Genomic DNA, 22,903 nt, shown 5'->3' on the forward strand with positions numbered 1-22,903 from the left:
CGCTCCGATGCGGCGCACTAACCATCGAAACCTCGTGAATGTCGGTATCCTGTCTGGCAGGATACCGCTCATTTCCCTTGTTCAGTTCATCGCCGTCGCCGAGCATCTGAATTTTCGGCATGCGGCCAAGGCACTTGGTATCAGCCAGTCGAGCGTCAGCGCGCGTGTGAAAGCGCTGGAGGATAACCTTGGTGTCCTGCTATTTGAGCGCCATGCGCGGGGCGTTCGGCTAACAGACGCAGGCAGGCACTTCATGGAGCGTGTCACGGCGGGTGTCGATCAACTCGATCACGCAGTGAAGACCGCGGAGTGACGGGCACTGGCTGGCAATGTCTAGCAACGGCAGGCATTTCGGCTGAGGGTAAAAGAACTTTCCGCTAAGCGATAGACTGTATGTAAACACAGTATTGCAAGGACGCGGAACATGCCTCATGTGGCGGCCAGGACGGCCAGCCGGGATCGGGATACTGGTCGTTACCAGAGCCACCGACCCGAGCAAACCCTTCTCTATCAGATCGTTGACGAGTATTACCCGGCATTCGCTGCGCTTATGGCAGAGCAGGGAAAGGAATTGCCGGGCTATGTGCAACGGGAATTTGAAGAATTTCTCCAATGCGGGCGGCTGGAGCATGGCTTTCTACGGGTTCGCTGCGAGTCTTGCCACGCCGAGCACCTGGTCGCTTTCAGCTGTAAGCGTCGCGGTTTCTGCCCGAGCTGTGGGGCGCGGCGGATGGCCGAAAGTGCCGCCTTGCTGGTTGATGAAGTACTGCCTGAACAACCCATGCGTCAGTGGGTGTTGAGCTTCCCGTTTCAGCTGCGTTTCCTGTTTGCCAGCCGGCCCGAGATCATGGGGTGGGTGCTGGGCATCGTTTACCGCGTCATTGCCACGCACCTGGTCAAGAAAGCGGGCCATACCCACCAAGTGGCCAAGACGGGCGCGGTCACCCTGATCCAGCGTTTTGGATCGGCGCTCAATCTGAATGTTCACTTCCACATGCTGTTTCTCGACGGTGTGTATGTCGAGCAATCCCACGGCTCAGCGCGTTTCCGCTGGGTCAAGGCGCCGACCAGCCCAGAGCTCACCCAGCTGACGCACACCATCGCCCACCGGGTGGGTCGCTATCTGGAACGGCAAGGCCTGCTGGAACGGGATGTCGAAAACAGCTATCTGGCCTCGGATGCGGTGGATGACGACCCGATGACACCCCTGCTGGGGCACTCGATCACTTACCGTATCGCTGTCGGTTCACAGGCGGGGCGAAAGGTGTTCACTTTGCAAACTCTGCCGACCAGTGGTGATCCGTTCGGTGACGGGATTGGCAAGGTAGCCGGGTTCAGCCTGCACGCCGGCGTGGCGGCCAGGGCCGATGAACGCAAGAAGCTCGAACGGCTGTGCCGGTACATCAGCCGCCCGGCGGTATCCGAGAAGCGGCTGTCGTTAACACGAGGCGGCAACGTGCGCTACCAGCTCAAGACGCCGTACCGGGACGGCACCACGCACGTCATTTTCGAACCATTGGATTTCATTGCAAGGCTGGCCGCCCTGGTACCGAAGCCCAGAGTCAACCTAACCCGCTTCCACGGGGTGTTCGCACCCAACAGTCGGCACCGGGCGTTGGTCACGCCGGCAAAACGGGGCAGGGGCAACAAGGTCAGGGTGGCTGATGAACCGGCAACACCAGCACAACGGCGAGCGTCGATGACATGGGCGCAACGGCTCAAGCGTGTTTTCAATATCGACATCGAGACCTGCAGCGGCTGCGGCGGCGCCATGAAAGTCATCGCCTGCATTGAAGACCCTATAGTGATCAAGCAGATCCTTGATCACCTGAAGCACAAAGCCGAAACCAGCGGGACCAGGGCGTTACCCGAAAGCCGGGCGCCACCGGCTGAGCTGCTCCTGGGTCTGTTTGACTGACGAGCCTGAAGGCCAACGATACCAATCAAAATGCTGCGTTCACAGCGCCGCGGCAGGGATCCGCCGTGCTGGTTGTCGGAAAAGGAGCCGCTAGTGGGAAAGAGGAGGGTAAATTTTCAGCGTTGCTGGCTCCCCGTCAGCCGGATTGGGTTGCATCGCAGGGGTGTCGAAAGAGTCAACTGCGGTCCAAAGCTGTTGGACTTGGGTGAAAAGGGCGTTTATTCTTCCTATACGTTAAAAATACTGTTGCTGCCAACAGTTTAAGATCGGACCTTTAAGGATAACGTGCAATGATAGAAGTATATCGCGCATGCACGTTTGCGTCCTTGTGACTTTCTTCGGATTCAGGAATTTCACTAAGGATATTAATTAATTACGAATACATCTTGATGGGAAATATGAGGCGGAAAACGCGCATGCGCGATATTCAAATGTTGTACGTAAAACTCGAAGGCAATTTTAGTATGAAAGAAAAGGTAGTTGTTGATAAAGCGATTTCACTCTATACCGAATCATTCGGCGACCCGGCCCATGAACCCATTATCCTGATCATGGGGGCAATGTCGTCTGCGGTGTGGTGGCCTGATGAGTTTTGCTCCCAACTAGCCAAAATGGGTCGCTATGTGATCCGGTACGACCACCGTGATACCGGGAAATCAACAAGCTATGAGCCAGGTCAAGCTCCATATTCCGTTGAAGAATTAGCAGATGATGTGGTTCGCGTCATTGATGGTTATGGTCTGGAAGCTGCTCATTTAGTCGGCATGTCTTTGGGGGGATTTCTTTCCCAGCTTGTAGCTCTCAAGTATCCGAAACGTGTGAAGAGCTTGACGCTGATTGCTTCAGAACGGCTTGCAGATGCAGATCCTGATATGCCCGCTTTTGATCCTGCCATCATTGAGTATCACCAACGGGCGGAATCGCTGGATTGGTCTGATAGAGATGCTGTCGTCGCGTATCAGGTCGGAGCGTGGCGAATCAACTCAGGTACTGCGCATGCTTTTGACGCTGAGAAGATACAAAATATCGCTGAGTTAAATTTTGATCGCACTCCGAATATCCTGACAACATTCAACCACACTACTTTAGGTGGTGGCGAGAGATGGCTCGGGAGATTAAATGAGATAGCTGTACCAACTTTGATCATTCACGGCACGGAGGATCCTGTACTTCCTTATGTGCATGGGTTGGCACTGAAAGATGCGATTCGTGGTTCAAAAATGCTGACACTCGAAGGCACGGGACATGAGTTGCATCATGAAGACTGGCCGAGGATTATCCAGGCGATTAAGGGGCAAACGTCATAGCTATCGGTTGCACCGTACAACAAGTTGCTGCACCGTAAAAATTACTCGCTGCGCTCGCAATTTTCCGGTGAGCAAGGCGTTAAACATCATGAGGGAAGCGGTGATCGCCGAAGTATCGACTCAACTATCAGAGGTAGTTGGCGTCATCGAGCGCCATCTCGAACCGACGTTGCTGGCCGTACATTTGTACGGCTCCGCAGTGGATGGCGGCCTGAAGCCACACAGTGATATTGATTTGCTGGTTACGGTGACCGTAAGGCTTGATGAAACAACGCGGCGAGCTTTGATCAACGACCTTTTGGAAACTTCGGCTTCCCCTGGAGAGAGCGAGATTCTCCGCGCTGTAGAAGTCACCATTGTTGTGCACGACGACATCATTCCGTGGCGTTATCCAGCTAAGCGCGAACTGCAATTTGGAGAATGGCAGCGCAATGACATTCTTGCAGGTATCTTCGAGCCAGCCACGATCGACATTGATCTGGCTATCTTGCTGACAAAAGCAAGAGAACATAGCGTTGCCTTGGTAGGTCCAGCGGCGGAGGAACTCTTTGATCCGGTTCCTGAACAGGATCTATTTGAGGCGCTAAATGAAACCTTAACGCTATGGAACTCGCCGCCCGACTGGGCTGGCGATGAGCGAAATGTAGTGCTTACGTTGTCCCGCATTTGGTACAGCGCAGTAACCGGCAAAATCGCGCCGAAGGATGTCGCTGCCGACTGGGCAATGGAGCGCCTGCCGGCCCAGTATCAGCCCGTCATACTTGAAGCTAGACAGGCTTATCTTGGACAAGAAGAAGATCGCTTGGCCTCGCGCGCAGATCAGTTGGAAGAATTTGTTCACTACGTGAAAGGCGAGATCACCAAGGTAGTCGGCAAATAATGTCTAACAATTCGTTCAAGCCGACGCCGCTTCGCGGCGCGGCTTAACTCAAGCGTTAGATGCCAGATTTGGCGTTGCGTATGCTCACAGAAAATCGACAGCCGCAAGACTGTTTTTGGCAACTCATAGCCACCACTATTTATCCTTCATACCGTAGAGGAGATTGCACGTGAAGAACTGGCTCTTTCTGGCTATTGCAATATTTGGTGAGGTCGTCGCAACTTCCGCACTGAAGTCCAGCCATGGATTCACCAAGTTAGTTCCTTCTGTTGTAGTTGTGGCTGGCTACGGGCTTGCGTTCTATTTCCTCTCTCTCGCACTCAAGTCCATCCCGGTCGGCATTGCTTATGCTGTTTGGGCTGGCCTCGGCATCGTACTTGTGGCAGCTATCGCTTGGATCTTCCATGGCCAGAAACTAGACTTGTGGGCGTTCGTTGGCATGGGACTTATCGTTAGTGGCGTCGCCGTTCTAAATCTGCTATCCAAGGTCAGCGCACATTGATCGGGCTGGCATCTAACAGTTCATTCAAGCCGACGCCGCTTCGCGGCGCGGCTTAATTCAGGTGTTAGTCGGACGCCTACGGCGCCGAGGAAAAAAGAAACCAAACCATTCTTGCTGCCAAAGAGAAAAACCCCTTACGGTGGCGTACTGGGAAAGTGCGTATCTACGACGCCTTGCCGGTCTCAATGTCATGCCGTCCTCTTTCGAAGGCTGCTTGATGCAAACCTCTCAAAAATCTGGCATAAACTATCTTGACATATTCCGATTGAACACCTTCCGAATATCAGCGGCTATCAGCGGGATCTCATCTTTTTTCGTGACGTAGGAGTGGGCATTCTGCTGCAGATGAAACTGGCAGCGTTGCCACAGAATTCCAGGGAAGACAGCATCGATTGCCGCGCGCAGTCCTGAGTGGTCATCACTGGTGATCATTCGCAGGCCGTGCATCCCTCGTCGTACGAGACCCTCGAGAAAGGAACGCCAGTTTACCTCTGCCTCACTGTTCGCGACTTCGGCGTCAAGAATATGCCGATTCCCGCTGTAATCAACGCCAATAGCCACTAGAAGCGCCTGCTTGACCACATGGGAACCGACGCGAACCGATTCATAGGTCGCATCAAGTACCAAGTATTGAATCTGTCCGACAGGCTGCGCCTTCCAAGACGTAATCTCTTCATCGAGCTCCTTTGCCAGCCTGCTGACCTGGGACGAGCTGACTTCGGTGCCACAAAGAATTTCGACGATATCCGAGACCCTGCGGGTACTTACTCCTTTGACATACATTTCGGCGATGGCGAGCTTGAGAGCACGCTCACTGCGCATGCCTTTCTCGATGCAGCTGGGATAAAACTCCATCCCGCGAACTTGTGGTACTTTCAAGAGGGCTTTCCCGGTCGCAAGATTGAATATTGGATTATTTGGATTTACCAACAAACACTACTATTTAGCTACGAAAACTCAAGAGAAGTACACAAAACCTTTTGGAAGTGATGGAAGTTTAAGTCCTCTTGATTATAGTGTAGGTATTGGAACAGGTTTAGAATTAGGACATTTCCAGTTTATGTTTGGCTATGATTACCCTCTTAGTAACAGTTCGAAAGATCCAGACCTAAGTCAAGTACGCCAACACAACTTCAGAGCAAGTATAGCATATTCATTTAGAAAGCTAAAAAAATAAAACTAACCTAGGGCTTTGGATATTTTCAAGGCATCTGATAAAGACTTAACATCATGGGTGCGGAGATAATCTGCACCTTTTTTGTATGCATACATTTCTGCTGCAAGAGTTGGTGCTAAACGAGATTTCACATCGGTTCCAGTTATTTTACCTAAGAATGATTTCCGTGACACTGCAATCATTACTTGCAAATTAAAAGCTTCTTGAATTTCAGGGAAACGCTTCAAAACAAGAATAGATGTTTCTGGATTAGAGCCTAAAAAGAAGCCCATACCCGGATCAAGAATAATTCGTTCACGCTTTACACCAGCCTCAACTAAAGCAGCAATTCTTTCTTTAAAAAATTCCATCATGGAAGTAAAAACCTCTTCCGGATTCGTTTCAACTTTAGTAGCTGCACCAATTCGCTGAACGGAGTGCATCAACACAAGTTTGCAATCTGACTTTGCCAAGCCTGAATAAATCTCAGGATAAGGAAAACCTTGAATATCATTAATAAAATCAACCTTTTGTTCTATGCAAAAACTCTGAACCTCAGGTTTAAATGTATCAACAGAAATAGAAATGCCTTTTTCTTTTAAAGCCTTAATGACAGGTTTGAGTCTTTTGATTTCTTCCACAACGCCCACTTCAGTTGTATCAGGATTACTGGAAGCGGCTCCCAAATCAATCACATCTGCTCCATCTTCAACCAAATGCAGAGCATGCTCAATTGCCTTATCTGTATCTAAATAAAGTCCTCCATCGGAAAAACTATCGGTGGTTATATTTACGATTCCAAAAATCTTGCTCATATCATTTTGCTTTGATTACAAAAGTAGCATTTATCTTAATTGACTAATTATCACTTACGCAAATTGACACATTTTCCCTATCTTTGCAGCCTAATTTTTTTGTTTTAATTCATTATGAAAACTGATAGGAACTGTCATTTCGAGTTTTTCGCGGTTTTGGGTCAAAATTCGGTTTTTTCCCCGAACTACGACTGTTTTCGCACCCCGAACAACTAATCCAATCAGAATTTTCCGGCAACGCCGACTCCAAGAAGTGTAATTCCAGTCTATTTCTGCCGTCAACCCCTGATTCGCGTTAATGCGACAAAGCTCAAACACATAACTCCCCCACGAAGCCATATAAACTCCGATTTCGAGGTGTTATCCTGTTCCGCATAAACTTCGTTTTTGGGTATTATACCTACACCAAAGCAAGAAGATTATGGGTCCAAACTTCATTTGTATATTTTGCAAACAAATATCTGCCTGTCATATCTGTCGGAGTGTGGTGATACTCCTTTGCATTAAAAATGCGCTGATAAAAGGTAGTTCAGCAAAAGGCGAAACGCCAATAAATATATCTATAACCGGTTTCGCCCGTTGATTGGGTATCGCCGTGCTTCCGATATGTTCAATGGCTACGGCATGAGAACCGAAAAAATGGAGCAATTTTATTTTCTCTTCTTCAAAATTCTTTGTCCAATCCGGGTTATATTCCATAATTTCAATTTTCATGATAGTTTCGTCCTTGCCTCAAAAACCATGTTTGGTATTATACTCCATATCTCTCCGGTGCAGGAATAGCCTTTTCTGATGCACGGCTAACAGCTTCCCATTCTTCCCAGGTAGCCATCCGTGCTTTTAAGGTATCCATCGCCAAATCGTATACCATGCTGCCAAGGATAAGCCTCAAAGGCGGATTATTGCTGGCTACTAATTTCATAAGGGCTTCCGCTGCCAAGGAAGGATCACTATCGACCGAATCTTCGGAATACTGTTTCGCCAGCTCATCGCGCAGTGTACCGTATGAATCTAATGGATTGCTGTAACTCATCGAAGTGTATAAATCTGTCCAATATCCTCCTGGTTCCACCATAGTGAGTTTCACTCCGAAATGTTCCGCTTCTTTTGCTAAGGCTTCACTCATTCCTTCCAGCGCAAATTTACTTGCACTGTAAATACCAGACATCGGACCCGAGATAATAGCGCCAATGCTTGTAATCTGTATGATATGTCCAGAACGCTGCGACCTCAAATAGGGCATCACTGCCTGACAAACCCAAAGAGCTCCAAAAAAGTTTGTGTCCATTAGTTTCCGAGCATCGGATTCGTTTAGTTCTTCAATCATACCCATAGTCATGATACCCGCATTATTAACAACAATATCAAGCCTACCGAAATGTTTAACTGCTGTTTCAACCGTAGAAAAAACAGCCTCCCTATCTGTAACATCGAGGTTTAATGGCAGTAAGCTCTCTTGATATGTTTCTTCTAGCTTCGCCAAATTATCGATAGTCCTTGCAACTGCAACAACTTTATCCCCGGCTTTCAAGGCGGCGCATGTAAAAGCATAGCCAAGCCCCTTGCTTGCTCCGGTAATAAACCATACTCTTTTATTTTCGCTATTAGGTATCATAGATATTCTCCTTTAGGCTATTATAGAAAGATTATTATAAGCGAAATTAATACCGTTAAACGCCATGAGCCCGACAATTTTGAGCACTTTGTTTTGTACTCCCAGAAGCTCACCACTACAAATTATCATCAACCCGGTCCTTTTTTCAGTCCACTTGCGGTTTCATTGTTACTTTGTCATAGCGTCGTGTCAGAATGCGGCAGAGAACAGCGTTTACTATCAACGCAACACCAGACCAGAAAAACCATGTATTAACACCTATAACCTCAACAACCGGACCTGCAACAAGTAAGCCTATCGGCATAGAAAGAGTCATGGCGGTCATCAAAAGGGAAAACACCTTGCCCATCATTTCAGGGGCAATGCTTTCTTGAACATAAGCCATAACAGGAACATTCATAAATGGGCACTGTTGCAAAGTTAGCGATGAGGCAGCCTTTTGTCTTATTCAAAGGCCTTACATTTCAAAAACTCTGCTTACCAGGCGCATTTCGCCCAGGGGATCACCATAATAAAATGCTGAGGCCTGGCCTTTGCGTAGTGCACGCATCACCTCAATACCTTTGATGGTGGCGTAAGCCGTCTTCATGGATTTAAATCCCAGCGTGGCGCCGATTATCCGTTTCAGTTTGCCATGATCGCATTCAATCACGTTGTTCCGGTACTTAATCTGTCGGTGTTCAACGTCAGACGGGCACCGGCCTTCGCGTTTGAGCAGAGCAAGCGCGCGACCATAGGCGGGCGCTTTATCCGTGTTGATGAATCGCGGGATCTGCCACTTCTTCACGTTGTTGAGGATTTTACCCAGAAACCGGTATGCAGCTTTGCTGTTACGACGGGAGGAGAGATAAAAATCGACAGTGCGGCCCCGGCTGTCGACGGCCCGGTACAGATACGCCCAGCGGCCATTGACCTTCACGTAGGTTTCATCCATGTGCCACGGGCAAAGATCGGAAGGGTTACGCCAGTACCAGCGCAGCCGTTTTTCCATTTCAGGCGCATAACGCTGAACCCAGCGGTAAATCGTGGAGTGATCGACATTCACTCCGCGTTCAGCCAGCATCTCCTGCAGCTCACGGTAACTGATGCCGTATTTGCAGTACCAGCGTACGGCCCACAGAATGATGTCACGCTGAAAATGCCGGCCTTTGAATGGGTTCATGTGCAGCTCCATCAGCAAAAGGGGATGATAAGTTTATCACCACCGACTATTTGCAACAGTGCCGGTGCGCGAGTTTGTACGCCAGGAGATAGGCGACCGGCACGCCTACCAGTGGGCCCTCCATGTACCGACCGCCGCCGATGGTGGCGAGCAGCCGCACTTCCACCTGATGTTTTCGGAGCGACAGGTGGATGGCATCGACCGCGACCCGGAGCAGTACTTCAAGCGGTACAACGCCAAGGCCCCGGAGAAGGGCGGCGCACGCAAGGGCTACGGCCCGAGCGCGGGCCAGACCTTGACCAAGGCCGAGCGGGCCGCCGAGCTGAAAGAGCTGCGCGGGCGCTGGGAGGCCATGTGCAATGCGCACCTGGAGCGGGCCGGGGTGGAGCAGCGCATCGACATGCGCAGCCACGCCGAGCGCGGCACCGGCCTGGAGCCGGAGCGCAAGCAGTTGCCGAGCGCCTGGCGCGGCGAAGGTCGCGCCCAGGTGATCGAGTTTCGCGCCGCCCGCGCCGAGGTGGCCCAGGCCGCCGCCGAGCTGCGGCGCGCGGTGCCGGATACCGGCGCCGAAATCATCCACCTGGAAGCCGAGCGGCAGCGCCGCGAACAGGCCTAGCGGGAGGCCCGAGAGCGGGCCGAGCGGGAGAAGGCGCAGCAGGAGCGCCAGCGCCTGGAGCGCATGAGCAGCCGCGAGCTGGCCCAGGAGATTGCCCGCCTGCGCCCGCCGCGAGTGATCGACCTGGTAGAGCGCGACCGCGCTGTACTACAGGCCGAGGCCGAGCGGCAGGCGCTACAGAACCAGCACACCGAGGCGGGCAGCGCCGCAGCCCGCGCCCGCGACCAGGCGCAGGCATGGCGGGAGGCGCACAAAGTGCAGGCGTGGTTCCACGACAAGGGCATTGGTCATGCGCCCAAGCTGCGCGAGCTGGAACAGCAGCGCGAGGAACACCGCGCCGAGTGGCAGCGACTTGGGCAGCGCATCGAGGAGGCCAGCTTGCGCGTGCAGCACGTGCGCCAGCAGGCGCACCAGCGCATCACCGCCGAGCAGGAGCCGACGCTGGCGAAGCTGGCCGAGCTGGAAGCCTTGCAGAAGGAGAAGGCCCGCCAGGAGCGCGAGGCCGAGGCGAAGCGGCTACAGCAGCAGCGCATCGAGCGCGAGCGCGAGGAAGAGTCGATGGCCGCGCTGGAGCACCGTCTAGCGGAACTGCGGGCCGCGCAAGAGGCTGACGCCACTCAGCCGGAGCCCAGCGATGATGATCCTCGCTGGGCGGCGTTTGAACGCACCTTCATGCACGCAGCCCAGTTCGAGCACTACCTCAGCTTGACCGTTCTGGCCGCACCGCTTGCCGGACTCAAAGCACGTTTCGCGGCGTACATGGATACCGCTGCGGAGCAAGGCATGACGCCGGAAATGTTCGCTCAGGCCTGCGCAAAAGGCATGGCCGAACAGGAGCGGCGGGCTATGCAGGAACAGGCGGCGAGGGATGCCGATCCCAAACAGCCACAAGAGGACTCCCCTGTTTCTACTCCCACCCCATGATGCCACCGGCAATGGTGGGAACAGTGTGGAAAGACGGTGGCGGCATGGTGTCAATGATGACGGTAACAAGGTGGTGACATGGTGGAACGATGGTGGCGGGATATTGGTAAGACAGTGGCGACACTGTGGCGGCTGTGTGTGCATACGGTGGCAATAGCGTGGCACTTCACCACAATGCAGCCACATTCCTGCCACCATCTGATGTCGATTCGGGAGGGTTGCGCATGAAAGTCTGGGCATTCGATGAGAACCGGGCCGATTTCGTAGATGCTGCGCCGGAGCGGATGAACGCTGATGCGACCGGGTACTACATCATCCGGCGCGGCGATGACGTGTTAGTCCGCGAGCACGGCCAGGAACGGCCCATGCCTGAGCGGCTGACCGTAGCCGGGGTGCCATTTGACCGGGAGCAGTTCGAGCACACCCACCCCCTGCCTCTGCGAGCGGAGATGAAACGAGACGGCCAATGGGCGCGGGCGCAATTGCAGGCCCGCGACCGGGCCGAAATCGCCCTGCCGCTGGAATTGCCCATTTGGGTGACGAAAACGCCGCTGACCGAGGGCAAGGCGTGATCCTGTCGCCCGTTGTCATTTTCAGAAGACGACTGCACCAGTTGATTGGGCGTAATGGCTGTTGTGCAGCCAGCTCCTGACAGTTCAATATCAGAAGTGATCTGCACCAATCTCGACTATGCTCAATACTCGTGTGCACCAAAGCGAGGTGAGCATGGCGACGGAGGCTCTGTTGCAAAGATTGGCGGCAGTCAGAGGTAGGCTGTCGCTCTGCGCCGATCAGGCGGCTGCTGCGAAATGGTGGTTGAGCATGCCCATGGCCTCCGTCAGCGCCGAGGGCCCAATGCCAAAAGCTCTCTCCACAAGGCGCACCTCGCCCCTGATGCCGGGCTGCAGGCACCAGGGGCGAGCCTGTCCTTTGCGCAGGGCTCGCATGACTTCGAATCCCTTGATCTTATGCCTGCCATCTGATCAGCACTACCCCAAGAACAAGCAGGACAACGCCCAGCAGGCGGATACCGGTGACAGGATAAACCGGGATACCAAGAAGGCCATAGTGATCGAGCATCAGGGAAAGCAGCATTTGCCCGACCACCATCAATGCCAGAACCGTTGTTGCTCCCAGTTTCGGGATCATGAAAATGGCCGTGGCAATGTAAATCGCCCCTAAAATACCGCCTGTCCATGAAAACGGGCTGGTACGCGAAAGCATATCCCATGACAGGCCAGGGCCGCGACAAACCAGCGCCATGACCAGCATGGCCAGGGAACCGCCGACATAACTGATGAAACCTGCCCACCATGGTGAAAGCAGTTCTGCGCGAAGATGGTTGTTGGCCGCCTGTTGCAGGGAAAAGCTGGCGCCGGCAGCAACAACCAGGAGATAAAACGCCAGATTCATCAGAATGTTTTGCATGGTTTTTCTCGTCGAAGAAGTGAACCGCCCCGGGTTTGGCGGAGGGTATTTTGTTTAAGTTAAGGCGTGTTGACGGATAGTTCGTCAAGTTGCCGATAGTAGTCCTGTTCAAGATATTCGCCGACTTCGTACAAACGGGTATCCAATTCCATGGCCATCTGTTTGATCAGCTTTTCAGGCTCCTCCGCTAATTTTGTAAAATGGCTCTGTTGAAGCAGCGTATATTTGTTTTTTCGCCAATGTTCCCCGTCGATCAGGTCGGCGTCGAGTGCCCGGTATTTAGTGATATCAGGCAGCGTCAGCTGGCCATTCAGGCGATCAGGAATCTGTTGATAGAGGAACCACTCATAACGATCGATCAGGATATTCCCTTCACCATCCAGCAGGAATTCACGTGATTTTTTGGAAAGGAGTCTGGTGTCGGCAGTTTGCAACTGAGCGTCCTGGCCGTTGAGTTCGTTTTGTGTTTTCGCCAAGGCGGCCGCTAAGTGCTGGGTGCCGTCGCAGCCTTCGAAGCGCAGACATAGGAACAACTCTCGCAGCAAACCTTTCCGCAGACTTTCTTTCTCGTCGCAGTACTGCCACATGGCTTCATCGACCGATCGTCGCTGCTCGTTCAGGAAGAGACATACAGATTCCAGATCCCTTTTGGTCAGCAGGCTCAGTGCTTGCTGTCTTACTGTTGCAAACGGTAGTTGCAGATCAATGCTGTCATCAATGAACAGGTGCAGTACTTCAGCTGCCTTGCTGACATTTTTAGCTGCTTTTTGCCAATCCTTAAACACCGCTTCCTGCGCATAATCCTTTGCCTTCTGTTTGGTCTGTCTGACATGATGCACAAAGCCATCGGCAATACGTTCCAGCGCTTGCTGCCATCGCGTTTGAAGATAGCACAATAAGGCACTGTTGCAAAGTTAGCGATGAGGCAGCCTTTTGTCTTATTCAAAGGCCTTACATTTCAAAAACTCTGCTTACCAGGCGCATTTCGCCCAGGGGATCACCATAATAAAATGCTGAGGCCTGGCCTTTGCGTAGTGCACGCATCACCTCAATACCTTTGATGGTGGCGTAAGCCGTCTTCATGGATTTAAATCCCAGCGTGGCGCCGATTATCCGTTTCAGTTTGCCATGATCGCATTCAATCACGTTGTTCCGGTACTTAATCTGTCGGTGTTCAACGTCAGACGGGCACCGGCCTTCGCGTTTGAGCAGAGCAAGCGCGCGACCATAGGCGGGCGCTTTATCCGTGTTGATGAATCGCGGGATCTGCCACTTCTTCACGTTGTTGAGGATTTTACCCAGAAACCGGTATGCAGCTTTGCTGTTACGACGGGAGGAGAGATAAAAATCGACAGTGCGGCCCCGGCTGTCGACGGCCCGGTACAGATACGCCCAGCGGCCATTGACCTTCACGTAGGTTTCATCCATGTGCCACGGGCAAAGATCGGAAGGGTTACGCCAGTACCAGCGCAGCCGTTTTTCCATTTCAGGCGCATAACGCTGAACCCAGCGGTAAATCGTGGAGTGATCGACATTCACTCCGCGTTCAGCCAGCATCTCCTGCAGCTCACGGTAACTGATGCCGTATTTGCAGTACCAGCGTACGGCCCACAGAATGATGTCACGCTGAAAATGCCGGCCTTTGAATGGGTTCATGTGCAGCTCCATCAGCAAAAGGGGATGATAAGTTTATCACCACCGACTATTTGCAACAGTGCCGTCCTGCGAATATGTGAGTTTTGACCTAATGAGCCACAAAAACTCATTTTCGCCCACGATAATTTTTCTACTTCCTTTCTTTGGAATGCTCATTTCAATATTCACATAACGTCGCTATCAATCGCGGAAAAGGCGTAGTGCGCGAAGCGAACGAAGCTTTTTGCCGTCGATTGCATAGCTTTGTTAACCCTTTTTCCAAATTTGATAGCAATAGTTAATGTTTGAAGTAAAGTGTTGCTCAAAAACAACTTCGAAGGTATTTGGAATACTCGGGAAGAAAACATCCCCCTCTGGCTCGATGTCGATCGTCGATAAGTGGAGCGTAGAGGCCATGGGTAATGTTTCTCGGTAAATTTCTCCGCCACCAGACACTATAACGTGACCGGTGAATTCAGCTAGCCTGTCCATGGCCTCTTCGATTGACTGAAATACAACTACATTGTCATCATTTGATGTCCAACCTGAGCGGGTAACGACCGCGTATTTCCTATTGGGGAGTGCGCCCATAGATTCAAACGTCTTGCGACCCACCAGAAGCCACTGATTGTAGGTCAATGCTTTAAAAAGTAGCTGCTCCCCTTTCGCGGACCAGGGTATGTCTGGACCGCAACCAATCACGCCGTTTTTCGCTTTCGCAGCCATCAATGATACTTTCAAGGTTCTCATCCTGGGTTAACTTTGTTTTAGGGCGACTGCCCTGCTGCGTAACATCGTTGCTGCTCCATAACATCAAACATCGACCCACGGCGTAACGCGCTTGCTGCTTGGATGCCCGAGGCATAGACTGTACCCCAAAAAAACAGTCATAACAAGCCATGAAAACCGCCACTGCGCCGTTACCACCGCTGCGTTCGGTCAAGGTTCTGGACCAGTTGCGTGAGCGCATACGCTACTTGCATTACAGCTTACGAACCGAACAGGCTTATGTCCACTGGGTTCGTGCCTTCATCCGTTTCCACGGTGTGCGTCACCCGGCAACCTTGGGCAGCAGCGAAGTCGAGGCATTTCTGTCCTGGCTGGCGAACGAGCGCAAGGTTTCGGTCTCCACGCATCGTCAGGCATTGGCGGCCTTGCTGTTCTTCTACGGCAAGGTGCTGTGCACGGATCTGCCCTGGCTTCAGGAGATCGGAAGACCTCGGCCGTCGCGGCGCTTGCCGGTGGTGCTGACCCCGGATGAAGTGGTTCGCATCCTCGGTTTTCTGGAAGGCGAGCATCGTTTGTTCGCCCAGCTTCTGTATGGAACGGGCATGCGGATCAGTGAGGGTTTGCAACTGCGGGTCAAGGATCTGGATTTCGATCACGGCACGATCATCGTGCGGGAGGGCAAGGGCTCCAAGGATCGGGCCTTGATGTTACCCGAGAGCTTGGCACCCAGCCTGCGCGAGCAGCTGTCGCGTGCACGGGCATGGTGGCTGAAGGACCAGGCCGAGGGCCGCAGCGGCGTTGCGCTTCCCGACGCCCTTGAGCGGAAGTATCCGCGCGCCGGGCATTCCTGGCCGTGGTTCTGGGTTTTTGCGCAGCACACGCATTCGACCGATCCACGGAGCGGTGTCGTGCGTCGCCATCACATGTATGACCAGACCTTTCAGCGCGCCTTCAAACGTGCCGTAGAACAAGCAGGCATCACGAAGCCCGCCACACCGCACACCCTCCGCCACTCGTTCGCGACGGCCTTGCTCCGCAGCGGTTACGACATTCGAACCGTGCAGGATCTGCTCGGCCATTCCGACGTCTCTACGACGATGATTTACACGCATGTGCTGAAAGTTGGCGGTGCCGGAGTGCGCTCACCGCTTGATGCGCTGCCGCCCCTCACTAGTGGGCACTGTTGCAAAGTTAGCGATGAGGCAGCCTTTTGTCTTATTCAAAGGCCTTACATTTCAAAAACTCTGCTTACCAGGCGCATTTCGCCCAGGGGATCACCATAATAAAATGCTGAGGCCTGGCCTTTGCGTAGTGCACGCATCACCTCAATACCTTTGATGGTGGCGTAAGCCGTCTTCATGGATTTAAATCCCAGCGTGGCGCCGATTATCCGTTTCAGTTTGCCATGATCGCATTCAATCATGTTGTTCCGGTACTTAATCTGTCGGTGTTCAACGTCAGACGGGCACCGGCCTTCGCGTTTGAGCAGAGCAAGCGCGCGACCATAGGCGGGCGCTTTATCCGTGTTGATGAATCGCGGGATCTGCCACTTCTTCACGTTGTTGAGGATTTTACCCAGAAACCGGTATGCAGCTTTGCTGTTACGACGGGAGGAGAGATAAAAATCGACAGTGCGGCCCCGGCTGTCGACGGCCCGGTACAGATACGCCCAGCGGCCATTGACCTTCACGTAGGTTTCATCCATGTGCCACGGGCAAAGATCGGAAGGGTTACGCCAGTACCAGCGCAGCCGTTTTTCCATTTCAGGCGCATAACGCTGAACCCAGCGGTAAATCGTGGAGTGATCGACATTCACTCCGCGTTCAGCCAGCATCTCCTGCAGCTCACGGTAACTGATGCCGTATTTGCAGTACCAGCGTACGGCCCACAGAATGATGTCACGCTGAAAATGCCGGCCTTTGAATGGGTTCATGTGCAGCTCCATCAGCAAAAGGGGATGATAAGTTTATCACCACCGACTATTTGCAACAGTGCCCGTTCTCATAATGCGATACACCCGCTTTGCATTAACCACAGGCAGGCCGTCCCGCTCCGACTCCCGTCGCAGCAGCGCCCACACACGGCGATAACCATACGTCGGCAGGTCAGCCACCGCCATGTTTATCCGGGACAATACGGTGGTATCGTCAGAACGGGGCTGCCGTCTGCGATCCTGTCAGTCAGATGGCCGGTGAACCCGAATGCTCAACTGCGCACGCGACACGCTAAGACTTCTGCAAACGTCGCTTATTCGTCGTTCCCAGGCAACGAGGGCGCATGCGCAATCCATTTTTTTGCCCGGCCGAACTCCACGGCCTCTTTGAGTATCTCGGCTTCCATCGTCTTTTTGCCCAGAAGGCGCTGGAGTTCGCGAATTTGCTTATTGGCGGCAGCGAGTTCGGAGGCCGGCACCACTTCCTCGCCCGATGCAACAGCCGTCAGTGAACCGTCTTAATATTGCTTGCGCCATTTGAATATCTGGTTTGCATTGATGCCATGCAGGCGCGCGACATGAGACACGGTCATACCGGGCTCCATAGTCTGCTGAATAATGGCAATTTTTTCCTGCGGTGTACGACGCCGACGCCGCTCAGGTCCTGATAACACTTCAACCATCTTATCGTTCTGACTGGTATTAAACATAGTTCCAAGACTACCTCTTATTTTAAGAGAGTCGAAGTGTCTGGTGATCTATGGGGCCAGTCTAGCCCTCTTCCAAGTGTAGGGAGATATAGTCAAAGTTTGCTTCTCCGCCGATGAGTCCGCCCTGCGTCGGATAGTCCGATTTTTTACCGGCGAAGCACGGCTCTCCTAACCCTATCTAAAGCGAATAACTTTTTTCAACAGGGCCGCGTGCCAATGCAAGAGCGATAGGCGCTCTACGCGCCAATTTGACCACTTAAAACAGGTAAATTGAGGGGTTGTAATGTGTTGATGTAACAGGCTTTTATTTTAATGTCTTGGCATATGTATAATGGTAGTCTAGCCCTCCTTTCAACAAGGAGTACTCATGGAAACCTACAATCATACATATCGGCACCACAACTTTTCACATAAAGACTTAAGTGATCTCACCTTCACCGCTTGCACATTCATTCGCAGCGACTTTCGACGTGCTAACTTGCGTGATACGACATTCGTCAACTGCAAGTTCATTGAACAGGGTGATATCGAAGGCTGCCACTTTGATGTCGCAGATCTTCGTGATGCAAGTTTCCAACAATGCCAACTTGCGATGGCAAACTTCAGTAATGCCAATTGCTACGGTATAGAGTTCCGTGCGTGTGATTTAAAAGGTGCCAACTTTTCCCGAACAAACTTTGCCCATCAAGTGAGTAATCGTATGTACTTTTGCTCAGCATTTATTTCTGGATGTAATCTTTCCTATGCCAATATGGAGAGGGTTTGTTTAGAAAAATGTGAGTTGTTTGAAAATCGCTGGATAGGAACGAACCTAGCGGGTGCATCACTGAAAGAGTCAGACTTAAGTCGAGGTGTTTTTTCCGAAGATGTCTGGGGGCAATTTAGCCTACAGGGTGCCAATTTATGCCACGCCGAACTCGACGGTTTAGATCCCCGCAAAGTCGATACATCAGGTATCAAAATTGCAGCCTGGCAGCAAGAACTGATTCTCGAAGCACTGGGTATTGTTGTTTATCCTGACTAATTGCTTTGATGTGTGATTTTAAACGCTCAAATTTATAAAACGAATAATATTGTCAACCTTGCAATAATAGACATAGGGACAACCATGTATAAATTTTTACCCTCAGGCGTCTTCACAATAGAGCCATATAGCAGTGGGTCACTTAGTGGGCTTAATTTTTCCATTAAAGATAATATTAATATTGCTCAGTATAAAACATCATATGGTAGCCCATCTTGGCAAGTAAACATAAGGCTGCCATTTATAAGGCACTGTTGCAAAAATGTGGAGGTGATAGGGGTACTACGCCGGAACCCCAGATTTTTCCGTCCGTTCAAATTATCCACGGTTGAGCAGCTTGATCCCGTCCGCCCGCAGTTGACCAACAGGGGAAATATGCCTGTACAAAGTTTGCCGGGTTATCCCAAGTTCCTGGCATAGCGTACTGACCTTTGTTTCTGATTGTCCCATTGATGCCATTGCCAGTCGCAGTTTGACTGGCGTCATTTTATAAGGTCGGCCGCCGTTCCGCCCACGGGCTCTTGCTGATGCCAGACCTGCAGTCGTTCTTTCAGCAATCAGTTCGCGCTCAAACTCCGCCAGTGCGGCAAAGATACCGAAGACAAGCTTGCCAGCGGCCGTTGTTGTGTCGATAGTCGCCCCGTGACCGGTCAGCACTTTCAGACCGGTCCCCCTCGCGGTCAGGTCGTGCACTGTATTAATGAGATGACGAAGATCACGACCGAGGCGGTCCAGCTTCCATACGACCGAGAGCATAAAAAATATTGGGGCAGCGTGAGCTATGCTGCCATCGCTGGTCCCTTCCCGTCACTTTGAAAACCCGGATACCAGCAGACAAATTTATCCTGCAGTTCGTTATTCAAAACGGCGGTCCGGGTCTGTAACAAATAATGAGCCCCTTTTCTGCTCCACTGCATCTGCTGCTTTTTGGCCATTCGTCTGGCGATCACTTCATTGATCGTGGATTCCACAAACGCGGTTGATACCGGCTCTCCGTACCGACGCATTTCGCCGTAGTTTGGGATCATCATCTTATTATTCCGGATGTAGGTATACATTTCATCCAGATGTTTTTGCAGGGATTTCAGGCTAGGATAGCTGAGTTCAGGGTCATCGCAATACATAACGCAATTATCAATATGTTCCAGCGCAGCGACAACATTGCCATGCCAGAGATATCGTTTAATGCTTTCCAGCAGTGCCAGAACTTTACTCCCCGCCTCTGGATCTGATACCAGCAGTCCCCGGGCATATTGCATGAGCACCTTCAGCCTCATGGTGATATGAAACCAGTCCAGCACATGCGTTGACTCAGGGTACATACCGAACTGGAGGTCCCTGAGATTATCCGCGCCGTCGGACAGAAAAAATATCTGCTGGTTGGCCTGCATTCCCTGCGCTGAAAGGTGGGTCATGAGCCTGCGTTCCGGATGACAGTCATCCTTCTGAACAAAACCGAAGCGGCGGGTGTCAGCAGGCGCACCAACGGAAAAAGACTTCCCGGCAATAATTTCAAAATTACGCTTTTTGTCATCCCGATCGCGAACATAACCACCATCTATACCCACCACAAGCGGTTTTCCTGGCCTGGGCAGGTTCCCCCAGTCGCGGGGGCAGCCGGAAAGAAAACCTGAATGAGCTTCAGCCTCAGCGTCAAGACGCTGCGCCACCTGGCATAAATGATTCCTCACCGTTGAGGCATTCAGGCTGTGGCCCACCGGCAGAATATCTTTCAGCAGACGAGTCGTCATTTCATAGGAGATCATCGAGGCCCAGCGGGTTTCAATATATTTCAGTGCCGGGTGAGAATAATCGCCGGCCCAGTCGCTGAGCAAACTGACTGTCTTTGTATCACTCTCTTCACAACGGCACCGGTACACCCGAAGCCCGGATACCGGAATAACGCCAAACAGCGTCCGGTACCGTATTTTCTGTTTGCCTTTGATTCTGCGCGCAGCAAGGCAGTGAGGGCACCGGATATGGTGTTGAGTATATTCGTCTGCCTGCAGCTGGACCACCGACTGCTGGACCGTATTCAGCAACAGCTTGGATTCTGACACCGATAATCCGATGTCGTTCCGGGTCTCCCCTGATTTCTGGATTGTCATCAGTTCCTCCGTTCGACTGGAGCCTGATTCATCGGTGATGACTATCTGGAGCGTCAGTTGCATCATTGCCTCCTGCTGTGGTGGATGACTATCTCCCGGCTACTGGTTGTTCATCTGGTGACGAAGCTTATAATATGTGGAAACGCCAAGGCCCGCATGGTCGCAGGCGATCCTGAGCCTGACCCCTCTGCTTCTGAGTGCGTCAATTTCCTGGATCTTTTTGATATCGGCGCCGGGGCGCCCTGTTTTTTCACCCCGTGCTTTTTTCGCGGCGATGCCGTCGGCCTGCCTTTCCTTCAGTAAGGCTCGTTCAAACTGGCTGAATGCCGACATCATGTGCAGCTGCAGTTCCTGCATCGGATTGTTTGTGCCGGCGCTGAACGTCAGCTGCTCTTTCAGAAAAATAAGGGTAACGCCCTGGTCACGAAGCCGGGTGGTGACAGCGCACATATCCGACATATTCCGGCAAAGGCGATCGATGGAATGAACCAGAAGCGTATCACCAGGGCGTAATTGCCCCAGGAGTTCCTGTAACCCCGGGCGGTTTGTGTCCTTCGCGCTGGCATGCTCAACACAAATTTTATCAGGCTGAAAACCCGCCTTTGACAATGCCTCTTCCTGACGGGCCGTATTCTGATCGGCCGAGCTTACCCTGATGTAGGCATATTGCACGCAAAACCTCCGGAAGGTCTTTAAACATCATAGAGATTTAAAGAATAATCCATAAACACTGATTTAGGGAGGTTTATAGACATTTTTTCGGGGATCTGAGAGGCATGCTGAAAACGTATACCTTTATAGACATCAGTCAGCGACGACGGCCCAGCCAGATAACTTCAGGCTCCAGTACCGGAGATGCAAGGTCGAGCCTGCTCAGTTGCCGGTTGATTTTGTGGCGGTTGAACCTGACAGCATCCAGGTCGTCAGCAAAAGGGCGGATCTCGCCGACCGTTGTTTCATCATCCGCATTAACGATAGCTTCAAGAAACGCCAGGGTTTTATCGAACTCATCCGCAGCTGTGGCTCCGGGCATACCATGGCCGCTTATACAAAACGGCGCTTTCAGCGTAGAGTTTTCATAAATGGCCTCAACACGAATGTCATGAAGCCAGTGCTCAAAGAAATTGTATTCATAGGTAAAGCGATCGCCAGCATCAAAAGCAAAATCATCAATCACGACCCGGAACGGATTATCGACAAAACCGATGCCTCCTTCGTAGGAGATACCGTAATCTTTGCCATAAATGTGAAATTGATGGAGATGGTCGTCCCCCCAGCCCTGCACTATCTGGAAAATGAAGTGAAGCGCGGCCAGTGACGTGTCGGCAGCAATTCTCAGCCGACGCCAGACCATCGGACTGACTCCATGAACTGCTATTTTGATGACGTAGATCTTCATAGTCAGCAGGTATTGTTATGAAATGATGGTGGTTATTTTAACCCCTGTAGATGGCATCATTCGATGGCTGCCCCGAGGTTTTTCATGCTCTCCTATCTCATCTGCGCAAGGCAGAACGTGAAGACGGCCGCCCTGGACCTCGCCCGCGAGCGCCAGGCGCACGAGGCCGGCGCGCGGACCCGCGCCACGGCCCACGAGCGGACGCCGCAGCAGGAGCGCCAGAAGGCCGCCAGAGAGGCCGAGCGCGGCCGTGAGGCTTGGACGCTAGGGCAGGGCATGAAAAAGCCCGTAGCGGGCTGCTACGGGCGTCTGACGCGGTGGAAAGGGGGAGGGGATGTTGTCTACATGGCTCTGCTGTAGTGAGTGGGTTGCGCTCCGGCAGCGGTCCTGATCAATCGTCACCCTTTCTCGGTCCTTCAACGTTCCTGACAACGAGCCTCCTTTTCGCCAATCCATCGACAATCACCGCGAGTCCCTGCTCGAACGCTGCGTCCGGATCGGCTTCGTCGAAGGCGTCTATCGCGGCCCGCAACAGCGGCGAGAGCGGAGCCTGTTCAACGGTGCCGCCGCGCTCGCCGGCATCGCTGTCGCCGGCCTGCTCCTCAAGCACGGCCCCAACAGTGAAGTAGCTGATTGTCATCAGCGCATTGACGGCGTCCCCGGCCGAAAAACCCGCCTCGCAGAGGAAGCGAAGCTGCGCGTCGGCCGTTTCCATCTGCGGTGCGCCCGGTCGCGTGCCGGCATGGATGCGCGCGCCATCGCGGTAGGCGAGCAGCGCCTGCCTGAAGCTGCGGGCATTCCCGATCAGAAATGAGCGCCAGTCGTCGTCGGCTCTCGGCACCGAATGCGTATGATTCTCCGCCAGCATGGCTTCGGCCAGTGCGTCGAGCAGCGCCCGCTTGTTCCTGAAGTGCCAGTAAAGCGCCGGCTGCTGAACCCCCAACCGTTCCGCCAGTTTGCGTGTCGTCAGACCGTCTACGCCGACCTCGTTCAACAGGTCCAGGGCGGCACGGATCACTGTATTCGGCTGCAACTTTGTCAT

Annotated in this window: 23 protein-coding genes and 9 pseudogenes; 14 read left to right on the forward strand and 18 right to left on the reverse strand. The window is 52.5% G+C overall.

Annotated elements, in window-relative coordinates; genetic code table 11:
* Positions 1-7: 7 nt before the first annotated feature.
* The 5 genes and pseudogenes from AB4H76_RS00315 to qac all read left to right on the forward strand — a co-directional run bounded on the left by AB4H76_RS00315 (position 8) and on the right by qac (position 4,607).
* On the forward strand, positions 8-313 hold the full coding sequence (locus AB4H76_RS00315; RefSeq protein ID WP_001255015.1) for a LysR family transcriptional regulator: 306 nt from the start codon (positions 8-10) through the stop codon (positions 311-313).
* 111 nt (positions 314-424) lie between these two features.
* Positions 425-1,918, forward strand: coding sequence for an IS91-like element ISVsa3 family transposase (locus AB4H76_RS00320; RefSeq protein ID WP_015344975.1), 1,494 nt, complete (start codon positions 425-427; stop codon positions 1,916-1,918).
* A 416-nt stretch (positions 1,919-2,334) separates the two neighbouring features.
* Entirely contained in the window at positions 2,335-3,225 is an 891-nt protein-coding gene (gene estX, locus AB4H76_RS00325; protein WP_223151485.1) for an alpha/beta fold putative hydrolase EstX, read from the forward strand.
* Between the two features lie 88 nt (positions 3,226-3,313).
* Positions 3,314-4,152: pseudogene (aadA1, locus tag AB4H76_RS00330) on the forward strand (ANT(3'')-Ia family aminoglycoside nucleotidyltransferase AadA1).
* Positions 4,153-4,274: 122 nt separating this feature from the next.
* Complete coding sequence (gene qac, locus AB4H76_RS00335; protein ID WP_000800531.1) at positions 4,275-4,607, forward strand: quaternary ammonium compound efflux SMR transporter QacL; 333 nt, start codon at positions 4,275-4,277, stop codon at positions 4,605-4,607.
* Positions 4,608-4,871: 264 nt separating this feature from the next.
* Here the strand turns inward: qac and AB4H76_RS00340 are convergent.
* Positions 4,872-5,510: pseudogene (locus tag AB4H76_RS00340) on the reverse strand (IS256 family transposase); the annotation flags it as partial.
* On the opposite strand from AB4H76_RS00340, the gene AB4H76_RS00345 reads away from it, so the two are divergent.
* Positions 5,509-5,784, forward strand: coding sequence for a hypothetical protein (locus tag AB4H76_RS00345; protein ID WP_109023896.1), 276 nt, complete (start codon positions 5,509-5,511; stop codon positions 5,782-5,784). The pseudogene AB4H76_RS00340 and the gene AB4H76_RS00345 sit on opposite strands and share 2 nt — an antisense overlap.
* Before the next feature lie 2 nt (positions 5,785-5,786).
* Here AB4H76_RS00345 and sul3 read toward each other — a convergent pair whose 3' ends face one another.
* The 5 genes and pseudogenes from sul3 to AB4H76_RS00370 all read right to left on the reverse strand — a co-directional run bounded on the left by sul3 (position 5,787) and on the right by AB4H76_RS00370 (position 9,355).
* The gene (gene sul3, locus AB4H76_RS00350) at positions 5,787-6,578 is read right to left on the reverse strand and encodes a sulfonamide-resistant dihydropteroate synthase Sul3 (protein WP_000034420.1); all 792 of its coding nucleotides are present in this window, start codon (positions 6,576-6,578) and stop codon (positions 5,787-5,789) included.
* 468 nt (positions 6,579-7,046) lie between these two features.
* Entirely contained in the window at positions 7,047-7,292 is a 246-nt protein-coding gene (locus tag AB4H76_RS00355) for a GrpB family protein (protein WP_001354008.1), read from the reverse strand.
* A 37-nt stretch (positions 7,293-7,329) separates the two neighbouring features.
* Entirely contained in the window at positions 7,330-8,193 is an 864-nt protein-coding gene (locus tag AB4H76_RS00360; RefSeq protein WP_000612791.1) for an SDR family oxidoreductase, read from the reverse strand.
* 145 nt (positions 8,194-8,338) lie between these two features.
* Positions 8,339-8,596: pseudogene (locus AB4H76_RS00365) on the reverse strand (hypothetical protein); the annotation flags it as partial.
* Between the two features lie 54 nt (positions 8,597-8,650).
* Positions 8,651-9,355, reverse strand: a complete 705-nt coding sequence (locus AB4H76_RS00370) for an IS6-like element IS26 family transposase (protein ID WP_001067855.1) — start codon at positions 9,353-9,355, stop codon at positions 8,651-8,653.
* A gap of 64 nt (positions 9,356-9,419) precedes the next feature.
* Here AB4H76_RS00370 and AB4H76_RS00375 point away from each other — a divergent pair.
* From AB4H76_RS00375 to AB4H76_RS00395, 5 genes and pseudogenes are all read left to right on the forward strand, one after another.
* Positions 9,420-9,800: pseudogene (locus AB4H76_RS00375) on the forward strand (MobA/MobL family protein); the annotation flags it as partial.
* Positions 9,801-10,034: 234 nt separating this feature from the next.
* The gene (locus AB4H76_RS00380) at positions 10,035-10,895 is read left to right on the forward strand and encodes a hypothetical protein (protein ID WP_038988887.1); all 861 of its coding nucleotides are present in this window, start codon (positions 10,035-10,037) and stop codon (positions 10,893-10,895) included.
* Between the two features lie 78 nt (positions 10,896-10,973).
* A complete protein-coding gene (locus AB4H76_RS00385) occupies positions 10,974-11,123 on the forward strand; it encodes a hypothetical protein (protein ID WP_160177685.1) in 150 nt (49 codons plus the stop codon).
* The gene (locus AB4H76_RS00390) at positions 11,120-11,467 is read left to right on the forward strand and encodes a hypothetical protein (RefSeq protein WP_038988888.1); all 348 of its coding nucleotides are present in this window, start codon (positions 11,120-11,122) and stop codon (positions 11,465-11,467) included. Before AB4H76_RS00385 ends, AB4H76_RS00390 begins: the two co-directional genes overlap by 4 nt.
* A gap of 14 nt (positions 11,468-11,481) precedes the next feature.
* A pseudogene (locus tag AB4H76_RS00395) lies at positions 11,482-11,547 on the forward strand (EAL domain-containing protein); the annotation flags it as partial.
* Between the two features lie 139 nt (positions 11,548-11,686).
* Here the strand turns inward: AB4H76_RS00395 and AB4H76_RS00400 are convergent.
* From AB4H76_RS00400 to dfrA14, 5 genes and pseudogenes are all read right to left on the reverse strand, one after another.
* Positions 11,687-11,860: pseudogene (locus AB4H76_RS00400) on the reverse strand (IS6 family transposase); the annotation flags it as partial.
* Between the two features lies 1 nt (position 11,861).
* Positions 11,862-12,323, reverse strand: coding sequence for a DMT family transporter (locus AB4H76_RS00405; RefSeq protein WP_196451626.1), 462 nt, complete (start codon positions 12,321-12,323; stop codon positions 11,862-11,864).
* Between the two features lie 86 nt (positions 12,324-12,409).
* Positions 12,410-13,222: pseudogene (locus AB4H76_RS00410) on the reverse strand (Tn3 family transposase); the annotation flags it as partial.
* A gap of 52 nt (positions 13,223-13,274) precedes the next feature.
* Positions 13,275-13,979 carry an IS6-like element IS26 family transposase gene (locus AB4H76_RS00415; RefSeq protein ID WP_001067855.1) on the reverse strand — a complete coding sequence of 235 codons (705 nt, stop codon included), beginning with the start codon at positions 13,977-13,979 and terminating at the stop codon, positions 13,275-13,277.
* A gap of 246 nt (positions 13,980-14,225) precedes the next feature.
* Entirely contained in the window at positions 14,226-14,699 is a 474-nt protein-coding gene (gene dfrA14 / locus AB4H76_RS00420; RefSeq protein ID WP_004201280.1) for a trimethoprim-resistant dihydrofolate reductase DfrA14, read from the reverse strand.
* A 158-nt stretch (positions 14,700-14,857) separates the two neighbouring features.
* Between dfrA14 and intI1 the strand changes: the two genes are divergently transcribed.
* Complete coding sequence (gene intI1 / locus AB4H76_RS00425) at positions 14,858-15,970, forward strand: class 1 integron integrase IntI1 (RefSeq protein ID WP_024166810.1); 1,113 nt, start codon at positions 14,858-14,860, stop codon at positions 15,968-15,970.
* Here intI1 and AB4H76_RS00430 read toward each other — a convergent pair.
* Positions 15,916-16,620 (reverse strand): IS6-like element IS26 family transposase, encoded by a 705-nt coding sequence (locus AB4H76_RS00430; protein ID WP_086525284.1) that lies wholly within the window; start codon positions 16,618-16,620, stop codon positions 15,916-15,918. The two genes, intI1 and AB4H76_RS00430, sit on opposite strands and share 55 nt — an antisense overlap.
* Positions 16,621-16,686: 66 nt before the next feature.
* Positions 16,687-17,303: pseudogene (locus AB4H76_RS00435) on the reverse strand (transposase); the annotation flags it as partial.
* 394 nt (positions 17,304-17,697) lie between these two features.
* On the opposite strand from AB4H76_RS00435, the gene AB4H76_RS00440 reads away from it, so the two are divergent.
* A complete protein-coding gene (locus tag AB4H76_RS00440) occupies positions 17,698-18,354 on the forward strand; it encodes a quinolone resistance pentapeptide repeat protein QnrS1 (RefSeq protein ID WP_001516695.1) in 657 nt (218 codons plus the stop codon).
* Positions 18,355-18,672: 318 nt separating this feature from the next.
* Here AB4H76_RS00440 and AB4H76_RS00445 read toward each other — a convergent pair.
* From AB4H76_RS00445 to AB4H76_RS00460, 4 genes and pseudogenes are all read right to left on the reverse strand, one after another.
* Positions 18,673-19,101, reverse strand: a pseudogene (locus tag AB4H76_RS00445) (recombinase family protein); the annotation flags it as partial.
* 32 nt (positions 19,102-19,133) lie between these two features.
* Positions 19,134-20,525, reverse strand: a complete 1,392-nt coding sequence (locus tag AB4H76_RS00450) for an ISKra4-like element ISKpn19 family transposase (RefSeq protein ID WP_001493761.1) — start codon at positions 20,523-20,525, stop codon at positions 19,134-19,136.
* Positions 20,526-20,561: 36 nt separating this feature from the next.
* Positions 20,562-21,134, reverse strand: coding sequence for a recombinase family protein (locus AB4H76_RS00455; protein WP_001493762.1), 573 nt, complete (start codon positions 21,132-21,134; stop codon positions 20,562-20,564).
* A 136-nt stretch (positions 21,135-21,270) separates the two neighbouring features.
* Entirely contained in the window at positions 21,271-21,861 is a 591-nt protein-coding gene (locus AB4H76_RS00460; protein WP_012477564.1) for a plasmid pRiA4b ORF-3 family protein, read from the reverse strand.
* Positions 21,862-21,978: 117 nt separating this feature from the next.
* Between AB4H76_RS00460 and AB4H76_RS00465 the strand changes: the two genes are divergently transcribed.
* Positions 21,979-22,221, forward strand: a complete 243-nt coding sequence (locus AB4H76_RS00465) for a transposase (RefSeq protein ID WP_000844627.1) — start codon at positions 21,979-21,981, stop codon at positions 22,219-22,221.
* Positions 22,222-22,252: 31 nt separating this feature from the next.
* Here AB4H76_RS00465 and tetR(A) read toward each other — a convergent pair whose 3' ends face one another.
* Entirely contained in the window at positions 22,253-22,903 is a 651-nt protein-coding gene (gene tetR(A), locus AB4H76_RS00470) for a tetracycline resistance transcriptional repressor TetR(A) (RefSeq protein ID WP_001493764.1), read from the reverse strand.

It is taken from the genome of Escherichia sp. UTM R2, assembly GCF_048593455.1.
Lineage (GTDB): Bacteria > Pseudomonadota > Gammaproteobacteria > Enterobacterales > Enterobacteriaceae > Escherichia > Escherichia coli.

Excerpts from the sequence above, each read along its gene's own strand:
- AB4H76_RS00405 (WP_196451626.1), bottom strand. The coding sequence starts at position 12,323 with ATGCAAAACATTCTGATGAATCTGGCGTTTTATCTCCTGGTTGTTGCT.
- AB4H76_RS00315 (WP_001255015.1), top strand. The coding sequence starts at position 8 with ATGCGGCGCACTAACCATCGAAACCTCGTGAATGTCGGTATCCTGTCT.
- AB4H76_RS00320 (WP_015344975.1), top strand. The coding sequence starts at position 425 with ATGCCTCATGTGGCGGCCAGGACGGCCAGCCGGGATCGGGATACTGGT.
- sul3 (WP_000034420.1), bottom strand. The coding sequence starts at position 6,578 with ATGAGCAAGATTTTTGGAATCGTAAATATAACCACCGATAGTTTTTCC.
- AB4H76_RS00460 (WP_012477564.1), bottom strand. The coding sequence starts at position 21,861 with ATGAAGATCTACGTCATCAAAATAGCAGTTCATGGAGTCAGTCCGATG.
- estX (WP_223151485.1), top strand. The coding sequence starts at position 2,335 with ATGCGCGATATTCAAATGTTGTACGTAAAACTCGAAGGCAATTTTAGT.
- AB4H76_RS00360 (WP_000612791.1), bottom strand. The coding sequence starts at position 8,193 with ATGATACCTAATAGCGAAAATAAAAGAGTATGGTTTATTACCGGAGCA.
- AB4H76_RS00430 (WP_086525284.1), bottom strand. The coding sequence starts at position 16,620 with ATGAACCCATTCAAAGGCCGGCATTTTCAGCGTGACATCATTCTGTGG.
- AB4H76_RS00450 (WP_001493761.1), bottom strand. The coding sequence starts at position 20,525 with ATGCAACTGACGCTCCAGATAGTCATCACCGATGAATCAGGCTCCAGT.
- intI1 (WP_024166810.1), top strand. The coding sequence starts at position 14,858 with ATGAAAACCGCCACTGCGCCGTTACCACCGCTGCGTTCGGTCAAGGTT.
- AB4H76_RS00380 (WP_038988887.1), top strand. The coding sequence starts at position 10,035 with ATGAGCAGCCGCGAGCTGGCCCAGGAGATTGCCCGCCTGCGCCCGCCG.
- AB4H76_RS00440 (WP_001516695.1), top strand. The coding sequence starts at position 17,698 with ATGGAAACCTACAATCATACATATCGGCACCACAACTTTTCACATAAA.
- AB4H76_RS00355 (WP_001354008.1), bottom strand. The coding sequence starts at position 7,292 with ATGAAAATTGAAATTATGGAATATAACCCGGATTGGACAAAGAATTTT.
- AB4H76_RS00385 (WP_160177685.1), top strand. The coding sequence starts at position 10,974 with ATGGTGGAACGATGGTGGCGGGATATTGGTAAGACAGTGGCGACACTG.
- AB4H76_RS00370 (WP_001067855.1), bottom strand. The coding sequence starts at position 9,355 with ATGAACCCATTCAAAGGCCGGCATTTTCAGCGTGACATCATTCTGTGG.
- AB4H76_RS00390 (WP_038988888.1), top strand. The coding sequence starts at position 11,120 with ATGAAAGTCTGGGCATTCGATGAGAACCGGGCCGATTTCGTAGATGCT.
- AB4H76_RS00415 (WP_001067855.1), bottom strand. The coding sequence starts at position 13,979 with ATGAACCCATTCAAAGGCCGGCATTTTCAGCGTGACATCATTCTGTGG.